The sequence below is a fragment of the Pedobacter sp. KBS0701 genome, assembly GCF_005938645.2.
GTDB lineage: Bacteria > Bacteroidota > Bacteroidia > Sphingobacteriales > Sphingobacteriaceae > Pedobacter.
In genome coordinates, this window is the sequence record NZ_CP042171.1 from 5,789,096 (window position 1) to 5,809,735 (window position 20,640).

16 protein-coding genes are annotated in these 20,640 nt (G+C 39.5%); 12 read left to right on the plus strand and 4 right to left on the minus strand.

The window, feature by feature from the left end:
• Positions 1 to 81: 81 nt before the first annotated feature.
• Positions 82 to 3,291, minus strand: a complete 3,210-nt coding sequence (locus tag FFJ24_RS23520; protein WP_138819548.1) for a TonB-dependent receptor — start codon at positions 3,289 to 3,291, stop codon at positions 82 to 84.
• A 266-nt stretch (positions 3,292 to 3,557) separates the two neighbouring features.
• Here FFJ24_RS23520 and FFJ24_RS23525 point away from each other — a divergent pair, with 266 nt between their 5' ends.
• Positions 3,558 to 4,973 carry a hypothetical protein gene (locus FFJ24_RS23525; protein WP_138819549.1) on the plus strand — a complete coding sequence of 472 codons (1,416 nt, stop codon included), beginning with the start codon at positions 3,558 to 3,560 and terminating at the stop codon, positions 4,971 to 4,973.
• A 196-nt stretch (positions 4,974 to 5,169) separates the two neighbouring features.
• On the opposite strand, the gene FFJ24_RS23530 is transcribed toward FFJ24_RS23525, so the two are convergent.
• Positions 5,170 to 6,486: an amidohydrolase family protein gene (locus FFJ24_RS23530; protein WP_138819550.1), complete on the minus strand. Its 1,317-nt coding sequence runs from the start codon at positions 6,484 to 6,486 to the stop codon at positions 5,170 to 5,172.
• A complete protein-coding gene (locus FFJ24_RS23535; protein WP_138819551.1) occupies positions 6,476 to 9,496 on the minus strand; it encodes an amidohydrolase family protein in 3,021 nt (1,006 codons plus the stop codon). The genes FFJ24_RS23530 and FFJ24_RS23535 overlap by 11 nt, the downstream gene beginning before the upstream one ends.
• A 111-nt stretch (positions 9,497 to 9,607) precedes the next feature.
• Here FFJ24_RS23535 and FFJ24_RS23540 point away from each other — a divergent pair, with 111 nt between their 5' ends.
• The 10 genes from FFJ24_RS23540 (at position 9,608) to FFJ24_RS23585 (ending at position 18,693) form a co-directional block, all read left to right on the plus strand.
• The gene (locus FFJ24_RS23540) at positions 9,608 to 10,051 is read left to right on the plus strand and encodes a cytochrome B (protein ID WP_138819552.1); all 444 of its coding nucleotides are present in this window, start codon (positions 9,608 to 9,610) and stop codon (positions 10,049 to 10,051) included.
• 596 nt (positions 10,052 to 10,647) lie between these two features.
• Positions 10,648 to 12,045, plus strand: a complete 1,398-nt coding sequence (locus FFJ24_RS23545; RefSeq protein WP_210419417.1) for an anthranilate synthase component I family protein — start codon at positions 10,648 to 10,650, stop codon at positions 12,043 to 12,045.
• A gap of 56 nt (positions 12,046 to 12,101) precedes the next feature.
• A complete protein-coding gene (locus tag FFJ24_RS23550; protein ID WP_138819554.1) occupies positions 12,102 to 12,716 on the plus strand; it encodes an aminodeoxychorismate/anthranilate synthase component II in 615 nt (204 codons plus the stop codon).
• 102 nt (positions 12,717 to 12,818) lie between these two features.
• Positions 12,819 to 13,601 carry an indole-3-glycerol phosphate synthase TrpC gene (gene trpC, locus FFJ24_RS23555; protein WP_138819555.1) on the plus strand — a complete coding sequence of 261 codons (783 nt, stop codon included), beginning with the start codon at positions 12,819 to 12,821 and terminating at the stop codon, positions 13,599 to 13,601.
• A gap of 362 nt (positions 13,602 to 13,963) precedes the next feature.
• On the plus strand, positions 13,964 to 15,154 hold the full coding sequence (hflX, locus tag FFJ24_RS23560; protein ID WP_138819556.1) for a GTPase HflX: 1,191 nt from the start codon (positions 13,964 to 13,966) through the stop codon (positions 15,152 to 15,154).
• A gap of 374 nt (positions 15,155 to 15,528) precedes the next feature.
• Positions 15,529 to 15,906, plus strand: a complete 378-nt coding sequence (gene rbfA / locus FFJ24_RS23565; protein WP_025143353.1) for a 30S ribosome-binding factor RbfA — start codon at positions 15,529 to 15,531, stop codon at positions 15,904 to 15,906.
• Positions 15,907 to 15,912: 6 nt separating this feature from the next.
• Positions 15,913 to 16,542 (plus strand): hemolysin III family protein, encoded by a 630-nt coding sequence (locus tag FFJ24_RS23570; protein ID WP_138819557.1) that lies wholly within the window; start codon positions 15,913 to 15,915, stop codon positions 16,540 to 16,542.
• Positions 16,543 to 16,548: 6 nt separating this feature from the next.
• Positions 16,549 to 17,235 carry a peptidoglycan DD-metalloendopeptidase family protein gene (locus FFJ24_RS23575; protein ID WP_138819558.1) on the plus strand — a complete coding sequence of 229 codons (687 nt, stop codon included), beginning with the start codon at positions 16,549 to 16,551 and terminating at the stop codon, positions 17,233 to 17,235.
• Positions 17,236 to 17,625: 390 nt separating this feature from the next.
• The gene (locus tag FFJ24_RS23580; protein ID WP_138819559.1) at positions 17,626 to 18,279 is read left to right on the plus strand and encodes a TonB family protein; all 654 of its coding nucleotides are present in this window, start codon (positions 17,626 to 17,628) and stop codon (positions 18,277 to 18,279) included.
• A gap of 9 nt (positions 18,280 to 18,288) precedes the next feature.
• The gene (locus FFJ24_RS23585; protein ID WP_138819560.1) at positions 18,289 to 18,693 is read left to right on the plus strand and encodes a hypothetical protein; all 405 of its coding nucleotides are present in this window, start codon (positions 18,289 to 18,291) and stop codon (positions 18,691 to 18,693) included.
• Here FFJ24_RS23585 and FFJ24_RS23590 read toward each other — a convergent pair.
• On the minus strand, positions 18,670 to 19,554 hold the full coding sequence (locus FFJ24_RS23590) for a diacylglycerol kinase family protein (protein ID WP_138819561.1): 885 nt from the start codon (positions 19,552 to 19,554) through the stop codon (positions 18,670 to 18,672). The genes FFJ24_RS23585 and FFJ24_RS23590 overlap by 24 nt on opposite strands.
• Before the next feature lie 58 nt (positions 19,555 to 19,612).
• On the opposite strand from FFJ24_RS23590, the gene FFJ24_RS23595 reads away from it, so the two are divergent.
• A complete protein-coding gene (locus FFJ24_RS23595; protein WP_138819562.1) occupies positions 19,613 to 20,587 on the plus strand; it encodes an App1 family protein in 975 nt (324 codons plus the stop codon).
• Positions 20,588 to 20,640: the final 53 nt, after the last annotated feature.

Consider the following 20,640-nt stretch of genomic DNA (forward strand, 5'->3'; position numbering starts at 1 on the left):
ACAAACATAAAAAAAGGGAACGGATAAAAATCCATTCCCTTTTTTTATGACTTTAAGCTAAGATACTTAGCTAACATTTGTTTAAAATCCGTAACGTAAACCGATTTGGAACTGGTAAGGATTACCCGATGGGGTTACAATACCGGCATTGTTTACATTGTAATTAAATTTCTGGTTGGTGGCATCAAACGCCGGGTTTTGCAATGCATATAAAGCCTGCGAACCCAATGACTCGTTAACACCCCATGTTTTTTTGAAGATGTTGCCTACGTTGAACGCATCAACAGATAATTCAATCGTGTGGGTTTTGTACAGCTTGAATTTTTTGGTTACCCTAACATCAACTATACCGTAAAATCCATTAATACCACCATTACGCTGTGCAATCTGACCTGAGTATTTATTGATATAATCTTTCAAACTCTGGCTGGCCAAAGGATTATCCAAGATACTCTGTAAGCCGTTACGCACGTTTGTGGCAACATTTGGGTTGTTCCTGTCGAAAATGAACGCCAGATCATTCGTGCCTACGAAATCACCATTGGTATTGGCGCCCGATAGTAAGCTGTAACGTGTTCCACCGATACCAGAGTAGCGTACACCGATGTTAAAACCTGCTAAACTTGGTGATGTCGCATAAAAAACAACTTTGTTCCTGAACTGATTATCAGAATAAGTCATGTTGCTTAAATTACGTGGATCATCTTTTACTGGTAAAGATAAAGTTGAGGTATTGGCCACGTTTCCGTTAAATGAAGTATTATCTTTTGTATCGTTGTATGTATAACTTACCGTAACCTCGCCATCTCTGAAATACTGCCAGGTAGCATCAAGTACAACCGCAAACTGGTTTACCTTACCATCACTGTTCATTTCTAATACACGGCCAATTTTATCGCTGATACGTCCTTTTTGCCAATCTGCTGCACCATTGGTAAGCGGGATACTTGCTAGAGGAACATATACTCCACGGTTGTCCTCGTTCGATAACCTGAAATATGGATTAGCAACCATGTTGCGGTCTACATATACATAGTTGTTTCTGCCTAAAGTTGCATAACCTGCAATACCCACCCTTAATTTAGGAGTAAAGAAGTGACTATAAGACAAGTTTGATTTATAAACAACCGGCACTTTAGCATTTTCGCCATAGGTGTTGATGGTTGCAAGCTGATATTGACTTAATGTTGGCGCGCTTGAAGGATCATTTCTGTAACCTGTTAAATAGGCTGTAGGGATGCCAAGACGTGTATCAACCGTTCCGTAATGTTTACCATCAAAAGTTAAGTTGTTAATGGTGACATAGTTATTGATGTCAGAGGCAAATATACCTGCTCCAAAACGGACAAAGTCTGTTCTTTGTTCATTGATATCCCAGGTAAACTGTGCACGGGGCTGGATAACGAACGATTTTAGCTTATTATCGGTACGTACACCCAATTGATCAAATACCAGTTGATTTAATGGTGAGGAAGGATAATGCGCATAATCTAAACGGATACCAGCAGTTAAATCTAAACCTTTGGCTAGTTTAGTCTGCATCTGTGCATAAATACCGGCATTGATAATATTCGAACGCACACTCGGATCGGCCATTAAAGGCACTTCCCTGAAATAACGGTAAGCGGTTCCATTCTCGTAATTATCAAAGTTAGGTACTTTAGTAGTTACTACAGGTGTTACACCAGGAGCGCTGGTAACTACATCTTTTGTACCTGCCTGAACATGGAAACGGCCATTCACCTCACTGCCATACAATGATTTAGCATGGGTGTACATAAAATCGACACCAAAAGTATATTTTACCTTATCGGTATTATAATAAAGGTTATCTACAAATTGCAATACGTTATTGGTAAAGCCTTCCTGTGCAAAACGATGACCACCCATTTCGATATTGGTTGCCCTGTTTGTGCCGTTGATTACAGAAGTTACGCCTTCTACGATTACACGTGGAATATTCGATGAAGGCAATTGATCACCAGGAGAACTTTTTTGGTAAGTGTATAAATGCTGAACTTTTAATTCGTTTGTTAATTTCGAGTTAATTGAAGTACGTAAAGTGGCCAATAAGCTATTATCAACATTTTTATCGTTACCTGTAGATTCGTATAAATTAATAGCGGTATTATCTTCTAACCCTAAATTATTACGGTCGTTAGTATAATTATCACGAATGGTTAATAAGTTTTTTTCATCAATCTGCCAATCTAAACGGGCGAAACCCGCATCAGATCCTCTTCGTTTAGGGAATGAACCATACTGTTGCGAGTTTGCAACGCCGTATTTAGAGCGGGCAACGTCAACAAAGTAATCAAGTGTAGAACGGTTAATGTTGTAACGCAACTCATCTGCCGGAGATTGAACATCTGCAATTAACAACGGGCGAGCATCTCGTTGATGATCCCAAGCCACAAAAAAGTGTAATTTATCCTTAATAATTGGTCCACCCAATGAGAAACCGTACTGGTAGGTAGAAAAATCTGCCTGACGTTTATTCCCCCTTATATCGTATCCGCTTGATAACCAATCGGCACGGCCATAGGTAAAAGCGCTTCCGCTTAATGTATTGGTACCTTGTTTGGTTACCGCACTTACCGTACCACCGCCGCTACGTCCGTAAGTAACATCGTATTGATTGGTTACTACTTTAAATTCGCGTACAGCTTCGATCGAAATAGAATATGGTGCACCGCTGCGGCTGGTTGTACTTCCTGCCGAGGTTGGGTTTTTTGCATTCATACCATCAATGGTGTAGTTGGTAGAAGAACCTAACTGACCAGAGATGTTACCGCCTTTGCTTAATGGAGATAAGTCCATTAATGAGGTAAAGTTACGTCCATTAACAGGCAACTGCGTAATTGCTTTTGCAGAAATGGCTGTAGCTGCGCCGATGTTCTCGATTTTGTTTTTTAAGGTTGTGCCTACCACTTGCACGGCTTCTAAATCCTGAGAAGCCTCTTGCATATTGATGGCCACTTTTACCGCATCGCCTTGATTTAAGTAATAACCTGTTCTGGTTTGCTCTCCAAAACCCACATAAATGGCTTTTACAGAATAAGGACCGCCCAACGGAAGCTCCTTAAAGGTATACTCTCCTTGTGCATTTGTAGAGGTTTTAGTGGTAAAGCCGGTTGAATTGTTCCGGATCTGGATGGAAACTCCAGGAATAGGTTTCTTTTGTTCATCCGTTACAATTCCGGAAATTGATGCCTGTGTGGTTTGTGCCATTACCGAATTAGTGGCATAGCATAAAAACAGTATCACTGCAATTAGTAAATTTTTAATCATGATCAGTTTTTTGATTTGTTATCTGACCGCAAAGGTGTTATTGTAGTGTTAAGCTGATGAAGATTTTATGTTATGAAATAGTTTAGAAATTTGGCCAATGTTAAGAAAACAGTATCAGCGGCATTTGAATAGTTGTTCGTACGTTTTTTTGGATTTTATAAATGCATTTTTAATGTATTGCATTTGCGTGAATATTTTACTTAAAAGTAATTTTAATATTACATATTGTTAATTTTAAATCTGTCTTTTCATAAAAAAAATCAGATATGAAAAAAATTAGCACTCTATTAGTCCTATTGGTACTAATTGTCTCATCTTGTAAGAAAGAGCCGCGGATTTCAAAGGAAACAGAGCTGTTTTCGAGATCCAATTCCAAGTTAACCAGTTCACGTCCATTAAATCCCGGTGATCCAAATTTAGATGCAACCTGGGACTGGACCCAGCACAGTTGGACTGCTTACTTCAACAATGCCAATGGATCTGTTGGTAGTGTTACTACTTTAAATCCATTTATTGATGGTGCTCAAAAAGTTTATGGTAATGTAGATGTTTCAAAAGCAGATATGTATCCTGCTAATGGTTGGATGTTAGTATCGCGTGATTTTGGTACGCCAAATGAAGCCAATGCCTATCCATTTGTATTACTTTATAACAAGTACAGGGGTATTTTGAGGGTATGCGTATTAAGAACTTATGATGTTTTATCATCATACCAACAAATTACACTTAGTTATGCTCCAAATGTATCATACCCAAATTTATTTAAATATAGTAGCACTAGATCCCCATATACAATAGAAAATCTCGGTTATATTAATGATAATCCTCAAAGTGAGAGTTTTAAGCAAACTGCAATTACTACAGCTGGTGTGCAGCAATGGATGATAGCTGATTTTGATGTAAGTGGTTTTAGTTCATCATTTGATCCCAATACATCTTTTAACATAAGTGTTTCTGAAATTGCGCAGTCTGATGTTATTTTAAATGGAAATTTACAATTGGATGGGACGGCTCAACCGCAAGCCGCTGGCAGCACAAGTGCCTTAGGTTTGCTAAAGGGAGCAGAAAGTTATTATACTCAAACATCAGAAGGCATTGCAAAAATTTTAAAAATACCAAAATCGGATGTGGATGCTAAAATCGCAGGAGGTAGTTATCTTTTTCTAAAAAGCATACTAAGCTTAGTAGCTGGTTTTTCAGGAGGAAATTCAGGCGTGCCGTATAATATTAAACTTAATGGAACAATTAATCAATCGGGATCAATTAAATTAACATCACCAAAAACTTCATTTAGTGTATATTTAATGCCGAATGCTAGTAGCACTTCTTATAGAGCGGTACAAAATATACCATGGGGTATATTTGATCTTGTAATGACAAATTTATATATTGATGAATCCTATGTTGAAGGGTTTGAAGGCAGTGAGTATTATAAATATGTGCAATTCCCTGCTAATTTTTTTAAAAATTCCTTATTGATTAACCCTGCGATAGCAAATGAAATAGAAAATGTCGAGGTTAGGTATGGCTTACCAGGTGTCCCGATCCGCTTTTGGCCAATGTCAGAATTCGATGAGGCTACAAGATATATCTATGGGGGTCCTAACGTCGCGGAATTATATTTTGGGTTGAAGATTGCATTTAAAAATGGCAATATAATCTATAAACTCATTTATCTTTAATCTGCTCGAATTATGTTAACTCGTAATAGTTTTAATAAAAAGATAAAATAATATGAGGTAATGAGATTATCAAATTCCAGTCACTAAGTGACACTTAGGAGGTACCCGATATGTTTTTCTGGTACAGCCAAAAGCACTTTGTGAAATAGACAACGGCCAATAAATCAATATTGGCAGTTTCTGTAATTATGTTAGCCTACTTCTTTTCAGCAGCATATTTATCGCTAAACTTCTTATCCAATTGTTTATGCAGGTTATCCAGGTTGATATCCCTGCCCTGAATAAAAGCCTGTTCTACTTTATTGGTGCGCATATCTAATGCATCGCCGGCAGAGATAAAGAAAGTAGCATCTTTACCTGTTTCAATGCTTCCAGTGGTCTTATCTACACCCATCGCTTTTGCTGCGTTTAAGGTGATGGTAGATAGCGCTTTTTCTTTATCCAATCCCCAGGCTGTAACCGTACCAGCCATGAAAGGCAAATTGCGCTGTTGCCAATAACCATCAATACTCAATACTACGTTTAAACCTGCATTGGCCAATATGGCAGCATTTTTATAAGGCATGTTTACATCATCATCATTGTTATTGGGTAAGGCATGAGGTTGTTTCACCACTAGGGTAATGTTATTATCTTTCAGGAAATCGATGATCAGATACGCTTCATCTGCGCCGGTAATTACTGGCGTGATGCCAAATTTCCTGGCGAAATTAACGGCTGCTACAATATCCTTCTGACTATCTGCCGCAATAAATAATTTCTCATTTCCCGAGAAAACCTTTTTCATGGCTTCGAAACGGGTATTAATTACTTCGGGTTTACCCATTTCGGAATAGGCTTTTGCTTCAGCAAAAAACGAAGTCAACTGCGCAATTGCAGCCTGCGTTCTTTCTGCTAACACTTCCGGCGATAACTGCGGTCTGCCGAAGCCTCCAAAGCCGGCTCTAAAACGAGGGGTAACCGGCCAGGTAACATGCATAGCATCATCAGTTTTAAGGGCTGCATCTTCCCAGTTCCATGCATCAAGCTGAACCACTGATGAACTGCCTGAAACGGTACCACCCTGTGGCGTTGGCTGTGCCATTAAAATCCCATTGCTGCGTAAAGTAGCCGGAACCTTCGAATCAGTATTGTAAGCCACGATAGAACGGATGTGCGAATTAAAATCGCCTATTTCCTGAAAATCCAGGGTTGCTTTTACCGCTTCAATTTCTGTTAAACCTAAATTGGTGGTGGCTGCAATAAAACCTGGGTAAATGTGTTTGCCTGTAGCCACAATACGCAGTACATCATCCTGTGGCACTTGTCCGTTGGCTACAACCGAAATAATTTTTCCGTTCCCAAAAAGGATTGTGCCATTTTCAATAACTGTTCCATTACCCACATGTACGGTTGCACCGGTAATGGCGATGGTTTTACTTTGTTTTTTAGCTGGCGAAATGTTTGCCTGTGCAAAACACATCAGGCTTGTTGCCGATAAAGCCAGGCTGAGTAGATATTTGTTAGTGTGCATGTTCTTTCTCGGTTAATTCTGCTGAATAGTTTTCTAAAGTTGCGCAATTATACAGGCGTGGTGCATCACCCAATGGACGTTGCGTACGGCCACCTTTACTTTTACTCTCTAACATCTTTTGGATCAGACGTGCTTTTTCTGCCTGTTGTGTTTTAATTACCTGCGCATCTTTTTCAAGGTCCCAGTAGGCCACACCATCTACAAATGTTTTTTCTGCTTTGGCATAAATAGAAAGCGGGTTGGCTGTCCAGATTACCACATCGGCATCTTTACCTGCTTTTAAGCTACCCACTTTGTCATCAATATGCAGCATCCTTGCCGGATTAAGCGTTACGAATTTTAGGGCATCTTCTTCAGGTACATTACCATATAAAACTGATTTGCCTGCTTCCTGGTTTAAGTGACGGGCCATTTCTGCATCATCAGAATTGAAAGCAGTGGTTACACCAACATTATGCATAATTTTTCCGTTATAAGGAATAGCCTCAGCTACTTCGTTTTTATAAGCCCACCAATCAGAGAAGGTCGAGCCTGCAATGCCATGCGCTTTCATTTTATCGGCCACTTTATAACCTTCTAAAATGTGCGTAAAGGTGTTGATCTTGAAACCCAAACTATCAGCTACATGAATTAACATGTTAATTTCGCTTTGTACATAAGAGTGGCAGGTAATGAAACGTTTGTTGTTCAAAATTTCTACAATGGCATCCAGTTCAAGGTCTTTACGTACGCTGTTTCCTTTTACCGAAAGCGCTTTGGCATATTCTTTTGCCCGGGTAAATTCATCCACAAAAGTTTGCTCAACACCCATACGCGTAACCGGGAAACGGGCACCAGTACCAAAATTACTCTGTTTAACATTTTCGCCAAGCGCAAATTTGATAAAACCATCGGCACCTGCAAATTTCAGTTCCTCAGGCGATTTACCCCAACGTAATTTAATCAATTGCGACTGGCCACCAATCGGGTTTGCCGAACCGTGTAAAATATGAGAAGTGGTTACCCCGCCAGCCAACTGACGGTAAATGTTTACGTCTTCAGAGTTGATGATGTCGGCAACACGTACTTCAGCAGAAACCGATTGTGCACCTTCATTGATTCCTCCGGAGCCGGCAATGTGCGAGTGCTCGTCGATAATGCCCGCAGTAACATGTTTTCCTGTAGCATCGATTACTTTTGCGCCGCTGGCCGAAAGGTTTTTACCAACCGCTTTAATCTTTCCGTTTTCTAAAAGTACATCCGCATTTTGAAGGATACCGTCTTTTTCGTTCGTCCAAATGGTACCGTTTTTAATCAGTACAGTCTCCTGTTTAGGCAATTCAGTATTTCCAAAAGCAGAGAAAGGATAAATTACAGGGCCCATGGCCAAAGTAGCTTTAGGCTCCTCTTTTTTAGGTGTTTCTTTCACTACTTCTTTATAAGTTGCGGTAAATTTACCTGTAGCACCATCAGCCAATGCCGATTCGCCTTTTAAGGTAATTGGATTTGCCGAAGTGATGTAACCGCTTAAACGGACATCACCATTTGGATTTTTCTTTAAGTTGAAATTAATGCTGATCCAATCGCCATTTCTGGTAAAAGTGGCCGTAGTTTTTACGCTATCTACACCAACTCTTTCGATTACTGCGGTAGATCCGCCACCAGTGCCTGTAATTTTTAACGTTAAAGCGCCAACGCCATCAATATTTAAATTGTAAGCGCCGCGTACATCGCTTACATCCATTTTGTTTACCACAAAACGCTTGCCCTGTACCCAGTTTTCGAAAATGATGTTTCCGTTTTTGAACAGGTTATCAGATGAGATCAAAAAGTTAGCAACTTTTCCTTTTTCCAGGGAACCAACTTTATCGCTGATGCCCAAAAGTGAGGCAGGGATTTCAGTAACCGATTGTAAGGCTTGTTTTTCAGTTAAGCCATTTTCTATCGCTGTGCGGATGTTTGCCCAGAAGTCGCGGCTGTTTTCTAAGCCAAATGCTGTTAAGGCAAATTTAATTCCCGCTTTTTCCAATGCTGCAGGATTGGTTGGCGCCAGTTCCCAGCCTTTCATTTGTGATAACGTTATATTTCTGGCTTCTGCCGGATCTTCCACATCGTAAGCTTTAGGGAAAGTTAACGGAATGATTAAACTTGCTCCGGTAGCTTTAACTTCATTAATGCGCTGGTATTCATCGCCAGCAGATTTAATGATGTATTTCTTGCCAAATTCTTTTCCGATTTTATCGGCACGCAGGATGTTTTGCCAGCCATCCACTTCAAAAATCTGCGGTATAGTTTGTTGCTTCCCAAATTCATCCAGCGAGATATTATATTCATCTTTTTGTTTGCCATACCATTGTGCATCGTAATAGGTTTGACGCAATAAAGCAATGGAACCCATTAACGAAGTAGGGTAATCGTTTGATGAACTTCCTTTGTTAAATGAATAGTTTGCTGTGGTCTGGTCTTTTAAAAATACACTGTTATCGGTACCTTCATTTAAGGTTACCGCTGCAGAAACACCACGTGCAATGCCATCGCGGTTAATCACATTTACACTCCCGAAACCAACTTTACGCAATTCATCCGCTTTTTTACTGTCAGTTGAGAAGATGCTTTTTACGTAAGTTTCAGGTCTGATGGCTTCATTCCATCCATAAGCACCTTTTTTGGTAGAAACAAAAATAGATTGGCGCTGACCACCGAAACCGCGTTGTTGCACAGGGGCTTCGTTAAGTCCGTAGCTGCTAAAGGCATCAACCAGCGATGGATAAATAAATTTTCCTTTTAAATCGATCACCACATAACCTTTAGGCACGGCTAAGCCAGCTCCAATAGCCTGAATAGTTTGTCCTTTAATTAAAAGGGTAGCATTGGTTAAGGTTTGGTTGGCATTTACCACTATCGTTGCATTGGTGAAGGCAAACATCCCAGGTCTGGTATCAAAAGAGCCGTTAACAGGGAAGGAGGTTTGCTGTGCAAACAGAAAGGTAGCAGAAAATACCAGCCCAAGGGCAAGTAAAATTTTCTTCATAATAAGTTTAGGTTTAATTTGTTTAAAACTAATATAAATAAGCGTTCAATCTGTTGAATATCCTATTTTTTACAATTAATGACTATTTTTGACTAAACATATTTGATAAAAATGTACAACATCTTAAAATCTGCGCACTCCGGATGGCGCTACATCGTATTAATTTTATTGGTTATTGCTGTAATCAATGCTTTATCGGGCTGGTTTGGTAATAAAACGTATACAGAAGGTAACCGCAAACTGAATGTATTTACGCTGATCAGTGCACACATTCAATTCCTGATAGGTTTGGTGCTTTTTTTCTTAAGTCCATTAACAAAATTGCCAATGAGCGATGCGATAGGCCGTTACTTTAAGGCTGAGCATACTTCAATGATGCTTATTGCGATTATTCTGATTACCATTGGTAATGCAAAATCGAAAAAGGTAGCAGAAGCTGTAGCAAAGCACCGCACTATAGCTATTTTCTTCGGACTGGCGTTGATTTTAATTATTGTAGCTATTCTATTAATGGTTAAGGCAGTTCCCGGAAGATCGTTTTTTGGAGTTTCTTAAGAGGATAATGTTTGCAATTGATATAAATCCCACTTTAACAGAGTGGGATTTTTAGTTTACTCGGTTTTTACGGAAAAGCACACAAATGAGGGCTGCTGAATCGTCATTGGTGGTGAAGCTCCCCCGAACCGTCATTTCGAGCGAAGTGCAACGCAGCCGAGAAATCTTTCTCGAGATAGATCTCTCCATTTCGCTTCGCTTCAGTCGAGATGACGATCGTTTATTAAAAGGTGAAGAGGAAACCTTTGCGTACTATGTGCCTCCCTTAGCACACTTCGAGGTTAATAAATTACAATACTCAAAAGTATTATTCTCTCAAGAAAATTAACCGTTCGCTCAATTATTTTCATAAATATTTCGGTTTTTCAAAATTCTTTATATTTTTGTAGCTCATGATCAACAATATACATACATGGCTTTGGCAAAGTAATTCGAACGAATTGCGCTGGCTGCGTATGAACAAAATATAGTTTATCAACCTAAACCTTATTAAAGAACCATTAAAGCCCGGCGTAGAACCACACGCCGGGCTTTTTATTGTTAAAAAAAAATTACGAGAATGCAAACCATAAGCCTTACACCATTTTACCTTTATCATGTATAAAATAAATACGACTTACAAAAAAATGCTTGCTGATACCACTACGCCAGTGAGCATTTATTTACGCTTACGTGATGTGTACCCGAACAGCATCTTATTGGAAAGTTCAGATTACCACAGTAGAGAAAACTCAATGAGTTTTGTTTGTGCCGATCCTGTTGCCGGAATTATCCTAAAGGGATCACGGTTGGAAACCTATTTTCCGGATGGGGCAGTAGAAATTACTGAAAGTAAAAACCTGATTGATGAAATCGCCGATTTTAAGGATAAATTCAAAGAAACCGAATTGCCTGAAATCAAGTTTATCTCGAGCGGATTATTCGGTTATTTTACCTGGAACGCCGTACAGCATTTTGAAGATATCAAGTTTACTTCCGAAACCCCCGAAGGGGAGGAGATTCCGGAGATGCAGTACCACTTATACCGTTATATCATTGCTATCGATCACTTCAAAAACGAAATTACGCTGTTCAAAAATACTTTCGAAGGCGAAGAAGAGGGTGGACTGGAAAAGATGGAATACCTGATCCAGAATAAAAATTATCCTGAATATAAGTTCCAGCTTCGTGGTGAGGAAAGTTCGAATTTAACCGATCAGGGTTTTATGGATTTGGTGACAAAATTACAAAAGCACATTTACCGGGGAGATGTTTTCCAGATCGTTCCTTCAAGAGCATTTAAACAGGCGTTTTCCGGAGATGAATTTAACGTGTACCGTTGTTTGCGTTCCATCAATCCTTCGCCTTACCTGTTTTATTTTGATTACGGGAATTTTAAGTTGTTCGGCTCTTCACCAGAGGCACAGATTACGATCAAAAATAATTCGGCAAACATTTTTCCAATCGCTGGAACATTTAAGAGAAGTGGAAACGATATTGAAGATGCAGAACAGGCCCGTAAACTGGAACAGGATCCGAAAGAAAGTGCTGAACACGTCATGCTGGTTGATTTGGCTAGAAACGATTTAAGCCGACACTGTAACCGTGTAGAGGTGAAATCGTTTAAAGAAGTACAATACTATTCGCACCTGATCCATTTGGTAAGTAAGGTGAGTGGACACCTGCAGGAAAATGTAAGTGCTTTTAAAGTGGTTGCCGATACCTATCCGGCAGGTACTTTAAGTGGTGCGCCAAAATACAAAGCCATGCAGCTGATTGATGAAAACGAAAAACTTGGCAGGAATTTTTATGCCGGCGCCATTGGTTTTATGGGTTTTAATGATGATTTCAACCATGCTATCATGATCAGGACTTTTATGAGCAAAAATAACGAACTGCATTACCGTGCTGGAGCAGGTATAGTGGCCGATTCGGTACCGGAAACCGAAATGCAGGAAGTAAATAATAAAATTGCTGCATTGCGTAAAGCGGTACAGATGGCAGAGGGAATTTAGTGAAGATGTAAAATGGATGAGGTGAGATGAATGATGTATATAAGGTGAAAAATTCAATGGAAAAAAATATAAATAATACTCCCCCTTCAGGGGGCAAGGGGGTGGTCTTGGTTATCGATAACTACGATAGTTTTACCTACAATCTGGTGCATTTAATTAATGAAGTAGGATATGAAGCGGTAGTTTGGAGAAACGATAAATTCGATTTGGCTGATGTAGAAAAGTATGATAAAATATTACTTTCACCAGGCCCGGGTATTCCTGAAGAAGCGGGGCTATTACTTGATGTGATTAAGACTTATGCACCAACTAAAAGTATTTTTGGCGTATGTTTAGGCCAACAGGCCATTGCCGAAGTTTTTGGTGGTACCTTATTAAACCTGGGCAGACCGATGCATGGAATTGCCACACCCGTAACGGTTGTAGATGGGAATGAACCATTGTTCTGGGAATGCCCGCAAACCATTAATGTTGGTCGCTACCACAGTTGGGTGGTGAGTAAAGAGAACTTCCCTTCTTGTTTAAAAATAACTGCAAGAGATCATAAAAATGAGATCATGGCGTTAAGACATGAAACATTAGATGTTCGCGGGGTACAGTTTCACCCAGAAAGTGTGTTGACGGAGTATGGGAAACAGATGATGGAGAATTGGTTGACGTCTACTCCCTAGCGCTTTATTCATCCGGTCGTCATCCTGAACTTGATTCAGGATCTTACTGGAATTAGTTAATTATTAGATGCTGAAACAAGTTCAGCATGACGGATTAGTAAAATGAACATACTAGATAAAATCGTATTACGTAAAAAAGAAGAAATTGCTGCGGCAAAAGCTTTGGTTTCAGAAACAGATTTAGAAAATTCGGTGCATTTTAAGCGAACACCTTATTCTTTTAAAGAGTTTTTATTGGCTGAAGATCGAACAGGGATTATTGCTGAATTTAAGCGTCGCTCGCCTTCAAAAGGTTTGATTAACGGAACAGCCGATGTTGCCGAAGTTACACAGGCCTACAATGCAGCAGGCGCATCTGCACTTTCAGTATTAACGGATGAAGATTTCTTTGGTGGTAAAACAGACGATATTCTGGCTGCTAGGGCGGTAAATAATATTCCGATCTTAAGAAAAGATTTTATGATCGATGAATACCAGATTTTGGAAGCAAAAGCCTGGGGTGCTGATATCATCTTGTTGATTGCTTCGATTTTAACCCCTCAGCAGATCAACGATTTCGGGAAATTTGCAAAAGATTTAGGCTTAAATGTGCTTTTAGAAGTGCATAACCTTGAGGAACTTGAAAGGAGCATCTGCCCGAACCTGGATGCTATCGGTGTAAACAACAGAAACCTCGGCGACTTTACGGTTGACATCCAGACTTCCTTTGATCTGGTGAACAAAATCCCGGATGAGTTTTTAAAGATCTCAGAAAGTGCTATTAGCAATCCGCAAACGATTAAGGATTTAAAAGTCGCAGGTTTTAACGGGTTTTTGATCGGTGAGAATTTCATGAAAACAGATAGTCCGGGAACTGCTATTAAAGAATTTGTGGCGCAGATATAGCTGTTTATAAACCTCGCAGATTTTTAAAACCTGCGAGGTTTGTTTCAAGCTTCCATAAACTAAGGACTTCAGTCTTTTATTAAAATAAACCTGATAAAGCGGAAAACCCACAGCGAGGTATGGCGAGGATTTGAAGCGATAGCAGGACTTTTGCAACCGAAGTGCACAGAACCCTGATTTCCTAAAAATAATATTTTAACCACCTTCAGGCACTTGAGCGCACCAGGTGTTGTGATTTGGTAGAGCTGCTATGGAAGCCGTGACAATCCTTTTCTCAAAAGGGAACTAAAAACATTTATTGCATCCGCATGGTTTGTTAGTGGATTTACACGTTGGCAAATTCGTATATTTGCCTTAATTACATGGGAAAACAAAAAACATACGATACTGCCGTTGTGCAGGAACGGGCAATTTTAGTCGGAGTCGTTACTCCTGGTGAAAAAGAAGCCCAAACAAAAGAATATTTAGATGAGCTGGCCTTTTTGGTTGATACAGCTGGTGGGAAGGTGGAAAATGTTTTTACTCAAAAAATGTTGAAACCAGAGCGTGCTACATTTGTGGGTACAGGTAAGCTGGAAGAAATTAAAGCTTACGTAAAATCAGAAGAAATCGATGTGGTTGTTTTTGATGATGAGCTATCGCCGTCGCAACTACGTAATATCGACCGTGAACTTGGTGTGAAAGTGCTGGATAGAAGTAATTTAATTCTTGATATTTTTGCCAACAGGGCCCAAACTGCGCAGGCAAAAACACAGGTAGAATTAGCACAGTTACAATACGTTTTACCACGTTTAACAGGCATGTGGACCCACTTAGAACGGCAGAAAGGTGGTATCGGGATGCGTGGACCGGGTGAAACCCAGATTGAAAGTGACAGACGTATTATTCTAAATAAAATCTCTCTGTTAAAAGAACGTTTAAGAAATATCGACCGTCAGAATGAAACGCAGCGTAAAAACCGTGGTCAGCTGATTCGGGTGGCCCTGGTTGGTTATACTAACGTGGGTAAATCGACCATTATGAACATGCTTTCGAAATCGGAAGTATTTGCAGAGAACAAGTTGTTTGCAACCTTAGATACGACTGTACGTAAAGTAGTGATCGAAAATTTACCATTCCTGCTTTCTGATACCGTTGGGTTTATCCGCAAACTGCCTCACCATTTGGTAGAATGTTTTAAGTCTACTTTAGATGAGGTGCGTGAGGCGGACTTATTAATTCACGTGGTGGATGTTTCGCACCCCAACTTCGAAGATCAGATCAACACAGTTAACGAAACATTGAAAGATATTGGTGCCATTGATAAAGACATGATTTTAGTTTTTAATAAAATAGACGCCTATGTTTCGCCAGAGGTCGACAATGAAGAGGATGATGGAAAGCTTACTTTAGAAGACTTCAAAAAAAGCTGGATGAGCCACGATAAAGTGCCTGTACTGTTTATTTCAGCTACAGAAAAAGAGAACCTTGAAGAGTTTAAAACATTATTGTACGATAAGGTTAAAGCTGCGCACGTAGCGAGGTACCCGTATGATAGTAATTTGTTGTATTAGATTAAATTCCGTCAATATATTGCGGAAATAAGCTTTACAGCTTTTAAATATAAGCCTAAGTTTGATAACATTCAGATGTTTCTAACTTAGAATCGTCACCCTGAATTTATTTCAGGGTCTATTTGTAGTCGAGATGCTGAAATGAATTCAGCAGGACGGATCGCCTTAGAATAATATTAATTGAACTCGGGTTGTGGGTTCAAAAGTTTTACATTTTTAGAATATTTATTATTGATACCATTTAATATCAGTAGACTAGTGATGGTCTGATAATTGAGTATTGGTTATTGATAATTTTAAAACCTTATCAGTTTAATATTATCTACCTTGTATGGTCTGATAATTGATTATTGGTAATTGATAATTATAACATTATGGAAAGTAAACGTCAGCAGAAATTTGCAGGAGTATTACAAGAGGAGTTGGCACAGGTTTTTCAGCGTGAAGGTGCTGCATTTTTGCCTAATACATTGGTAACCATTACGCGTGTGAGGGTTTCGCCAGATCTGGCCGTAGCCAAGGTTTACCTGAGCTTTTTTAATACCAATAATACCACACTTTCTATCAATACCGTTAATGCGCATGCAGGTGAGATCAGGTATAAACTGGGCAGCCGTATCCGTCATCAGGTAAGGGTGGTGCCAGAACTTACTTTCTTTGTGGATGATACCAACGAATATGTAGAACGTATGGATCATCTTTTCGATAAGATTGCAAAGGAACCAAGACAAAAAGACGAAGACAGCGAATAGTTTTTTGTGAGGAAGCTAAGGGAACCCGTCAATTTCTTCACACATTTTATCCCGGCATTAATTGCAATTCCGGCTGGATATATATTGCTCCGCAAGTGCCATACCCCGATTGAATTTACGGCTGCCTGGATTTACAGCATCGGAACCTTTATTCTTTTTGGGGTAAGCGCCATGTACCATGGTTATCCTGCTACAGATTATGGCGTCCGCTTTTGGCAGAAATTTGATCATTGCTGCATTTATTTAATGATTGCTGGTTCTTATACGCCAACGGCCTTATTGGTTTTTGATGGCTGGCTGCGTTGGAGCTTGTTCGCTATTGTATGGATTATTGCCGTTGCAGGCTGCGTGCTCAAAATATTCAATCGGTTAAAAAGTACGGCCATATCGTTATCCATTTATATCTTAATGGGCTGTTTAATTGTACCGCTGCTACAGAAAATGCTTGGGACTTTGCCCATCGGTGCAATTTTATGGTTACTGCTTGGAGGTGTTTTTTATATCGGCGGAACTTATTATTACGCGATGGATAAACAGTTGTCCAGGTGGATGCACAGTCATGAATTATGGCATCTTTTTGTAATAGGCGGAGCTTTATCGCACTACATTTATAATTTCATGTATATCTTTAAATAATTGCAAATGCGAACTTTCGAGCAAGTTATTCAGTCAAATGCCGCATTGATCCGAAAAGTTGTTGATTTTGATGTAAAACAAGATCGGCTTCTGCCTTTGGATTTTACAGCGGCCAATACGGAATTAACAGATGAAATTTTGGACGATACCGATCTGTTCTCCGATTGGGTAGATGAAAAGCTGGCTAAAAACAATGCCCGCTACGGAATTGGCGGATACAACGAACACCGCACCATTTATTCGAGAAGTGCACATTTTGATACTGAAGAAGAACCCCGCAGGTTACATTTAGGTGTGGATATTTGGGGACCCGCCGGAACACCGATCTACAATTTTTACGATGCAACTGTGCAAAGTTTTGCCTATAACGATAACCTTGGCGATTACGGTGCTACCATCATTCTGACCTACGAAATAGATGGTTTTAAATTTAACGCCTTATACGGGCATTTAAGTTTGGCTTCTTTAAATGGACTGGAGGAAGGTAAATTTATCCCTGCAGGAACAAAAATTGCAGAACTGGGTGCAAAAGAAGAAAATGGATCATGGCCACCGCATCTTCATTTTCAATTGATGAAGGATATGGGTGGACTAAAAGGCGATTATCCTGGCGTTTGTAAGTTTAGTGAAAGGGAAAAATACCTGGACAATTGCCCTAATCCGGATTTAATTTTGAAGGCTACTTTTTCTTAACTGCAAAGAAAATAAGGAATGCGCAAAGGGGCAAAGTTTTTTCTGTGCTTTCGGTGCCTCTGTGGCCAAATACGATGTTACAAACTTAACTACAGAGAGAACAGAGGGAAGGCACTGAGGCCTCAGAGAGATTTTTTTGCGATCATTATTCCCAACTTGATTGGGAACCACGAAGTGTTTATGAATTCCTTTGAAAAGAGAAAAACTGATGAATAATCGTAATGCAATAATGCGGGAATGACGACCTTACTATTTAAATTAAACTCCTCATTTTCTATGTGATTAAATTATCGGCAATCTATCCGTGTTTCTATGCTTCCGTGGCTAAAACTCTTTTTTCCTCTGCGAAAAACTTTGTATTCTCTGCGGTTAAAACCGTAAATTAGTACAATGAAAAACCTGTTCACCATTTGTTTACTTTTTTGCTGTTCACTGGCGATGGGCCAGGTTCAGTTTAAATCTGGGAAAAATGGTTTTGTCAATTTTTTAAGAGAGAATACGGTTTATCCCAGGTTTTCTAAAGATAATTGTATCCAGGGAATGGTAAATGTGAGTTTTAAGCTTAATACACAAGGCCAGGTTTATTTTTCAAAAGTGAGCAAAGGCATACTGTCTGACCTGGATGAAGAAGCCCTTCGGCTGGTGCGTTTAAGCAGTGGAAAATGGCAGGTTCCTGCGGGTTACGATACCACTGTTTCGATTGTTGCTCCGGTTAATTTTGTACTTTCAGGTTATAACTGTGAAGGAAAATCGAGCGAAGAAATGCAGGAGTCCATCCGAAGCTATCAGGCAGAAGAAGCTTTAACCAATTCGGTCATTAATTTTTATAAAAACATCGATCAGGCAAAACCAGGACAAGAAGCTCAGATCATTGCCATTAAAAATCAATTGGGCATTGATGATGAGTATCTCGATGACAGGATAAAAATGGCCTTAAAAAAAATTAAGCAGGGTGATAAACAGGGAGCCTGCGAAGATTTCATCTTTGTTAAATATATGGGCAGTAAAAAAGCTGATGATTATTTGGCTCAATATTGCAAGTAAAATAAATTAATGAAAAACAGTACCCGATTTTTTGCCTTATTGGATATCATTAGCATTGCATTATTGGCTAAACAATTCTGGCAGATTTTAACACATTTAAATGAAATTCCAGATCAGGTGTTGTCACAGGCAAAGGTAATTTTACTGTTGCCTTTATTTGTGTCACTTTTTATTTCTGCGATCGGTTTAATCCTATTTAAAAAAATCGGCTTTATCACCTATTATATCCAGTTTCCTTTTCGTTTGGTGGTATGGGTATTTTCTATAGGTTTTATCACTTATTTGCCGGAAATTTTAAATCTTGGCGAGCGCTGGTTTGATATTTTATTCCGTGTCTGTTTCATTGCCGAATTTTTCAGGTTGTATTTCACCATTAAAATTCACCGTGCATCACCCAATAGCTATCTGGTCTGATTGGTTGGGTAAAACTACGGTTATTGCAGCGGGTAAAATTTTCGCTTCAACAGTATTTACCCTGCCAATATATTCTCCATCTACCTGAAAATGTGCCTGGTGTTTAGAAACAATTTTTACCTCAGCCGTTTGAAACACTTCTATTTTCTTGGGATTAAAAGGCAATTTGGTAATCCAGATTTTTAATATTTCGAGGTAAGAGTAATCCTTTACCAAAATCACTTCAAAAAGTTCATCATCTAATTTTCCATCAGGATTGATCTTTAGTCCGGAGCCATACATGGTGGCATTAGCAATGGCCACCATCGCAGCTTTAGAGTTAACGGTTTCATCTTTAAGCTTCAGTTGTACTTCCATGCGGCGGTGATTCCACAAGGCATGCCAGGTGGCTTTTGCATAGCCCCACATGCCACGTTCGGGCATGGTATCGAATTTCTTTACCAAATAGGCATTAAAACCCAGGTCGGATAAATGGATGCAGATTTCATCGTTCAGTTTAACCACATGTATTTTCTTTAACCGGCCTTCCTCTAAAAGCGCTAAAGCCAATTCAATATCAGTAGGAATGCCCAGTTCCTTCGCCATCCCATTCGCTGAGCCTGCAGGGATAATCCCAATGGGGGTTTCGGTATTCAATAAACATTCCGCTACAAGTTTTAATGTCCCGTCGCCGCCAACAGCCACTACACGGTCGGCTTTTGAGTCGTTTATTTTTGCTTTTATTTTATCTAAAGAGCAGTCTTTTGGCAGTTCGAATAGATCGATTTCAGTGTTTTTTACCTCGAAATGTGCAGAAATTACTTCCTTTAAGTTTATATCGTGACTGCCTGAGCCCGGATTGATGATGAAGAGTAATTTCATGGTGGATGCCTTATGTTTACTTCACAAACAACTTTTAATAAACTCTGTTTTAATAACGATGAATAAATCTGTTAGTGTAAAAGTATATCATGGTTATGGTCACGCGCATAATTTGGTTGTTTATGGTCATGTTTTTAAACGGAAGGCGAAAACGCAGCAGGTTTACAGCAACAATATCTTTGTCAATATCGCTCATCTGTTAAAGCTTTTTATTTTAAAACCCTACGCTTTTGTGGAGGTTCGTTTGCGCTTTTTTGATCAGGTCATCTACAACAGAACCGAGAGCGATGGCTTTTTTAAATTCGAATGGAAGGCTGAACAGGATATCCCCGCGGGCTGGCACGATGTTGAAGTAGAAGCAATTGATCAGAATGGGTCCGTTTTAAGTGCTGGCGAAGGCAAGATTTATGTGCCGCATATTACCCAGTATGCTTTCATTTCTGATGTGGATGATACCGTAATGGTTTCGCATTCGGCAACCATTGGGAGGCGATTGAGAGAACTTTTTATCAAAAATCCACATACCCGTAAAACCTTTCCTAATGCAGCCAGTCATTATCAACAATTGGCTTTATCTCATACGGATGCAGCACAACCTAATCCTTTTTTTTATGTGAGCAGCAGCGAATGGAATTTGTATGATTACCTGGTCGAAACCTTTAAGTTTAACAAATTGCCGGATGGTGCTTTTCTTTTAAATACGCTGAAAAGATGGAAAGATCTGATTAAAACCGGCAAAACCGGACATGAAGGGAAATTATTAAGAGTAATGCGGATCCTGGATGCCTTTCCCAATCAGAAGTTTGTATTTTTTGGAGATAATTCGCAACAGGATCCTGAAATTTATAGTTCCATCGTAGAGAAATACCCGAAAAATATTGAAGCAGTTTATATTCGTAATATCAGGCCAGAAAAAGAGGCTGAAACCAAAGTGTTGCTTAAAAAAGTAGAAGATAAGGGGGTTGGGGCATGTTTATTTAATAGGAGTGAAGAGGCAATTGAGCATTCAAAATCAATAGGGCTCATCCAATAGTTTTTGGAGCGCAAGAGTTGTGCTCATCGGGTTCAAGTGTCCCGCTTTTCTTC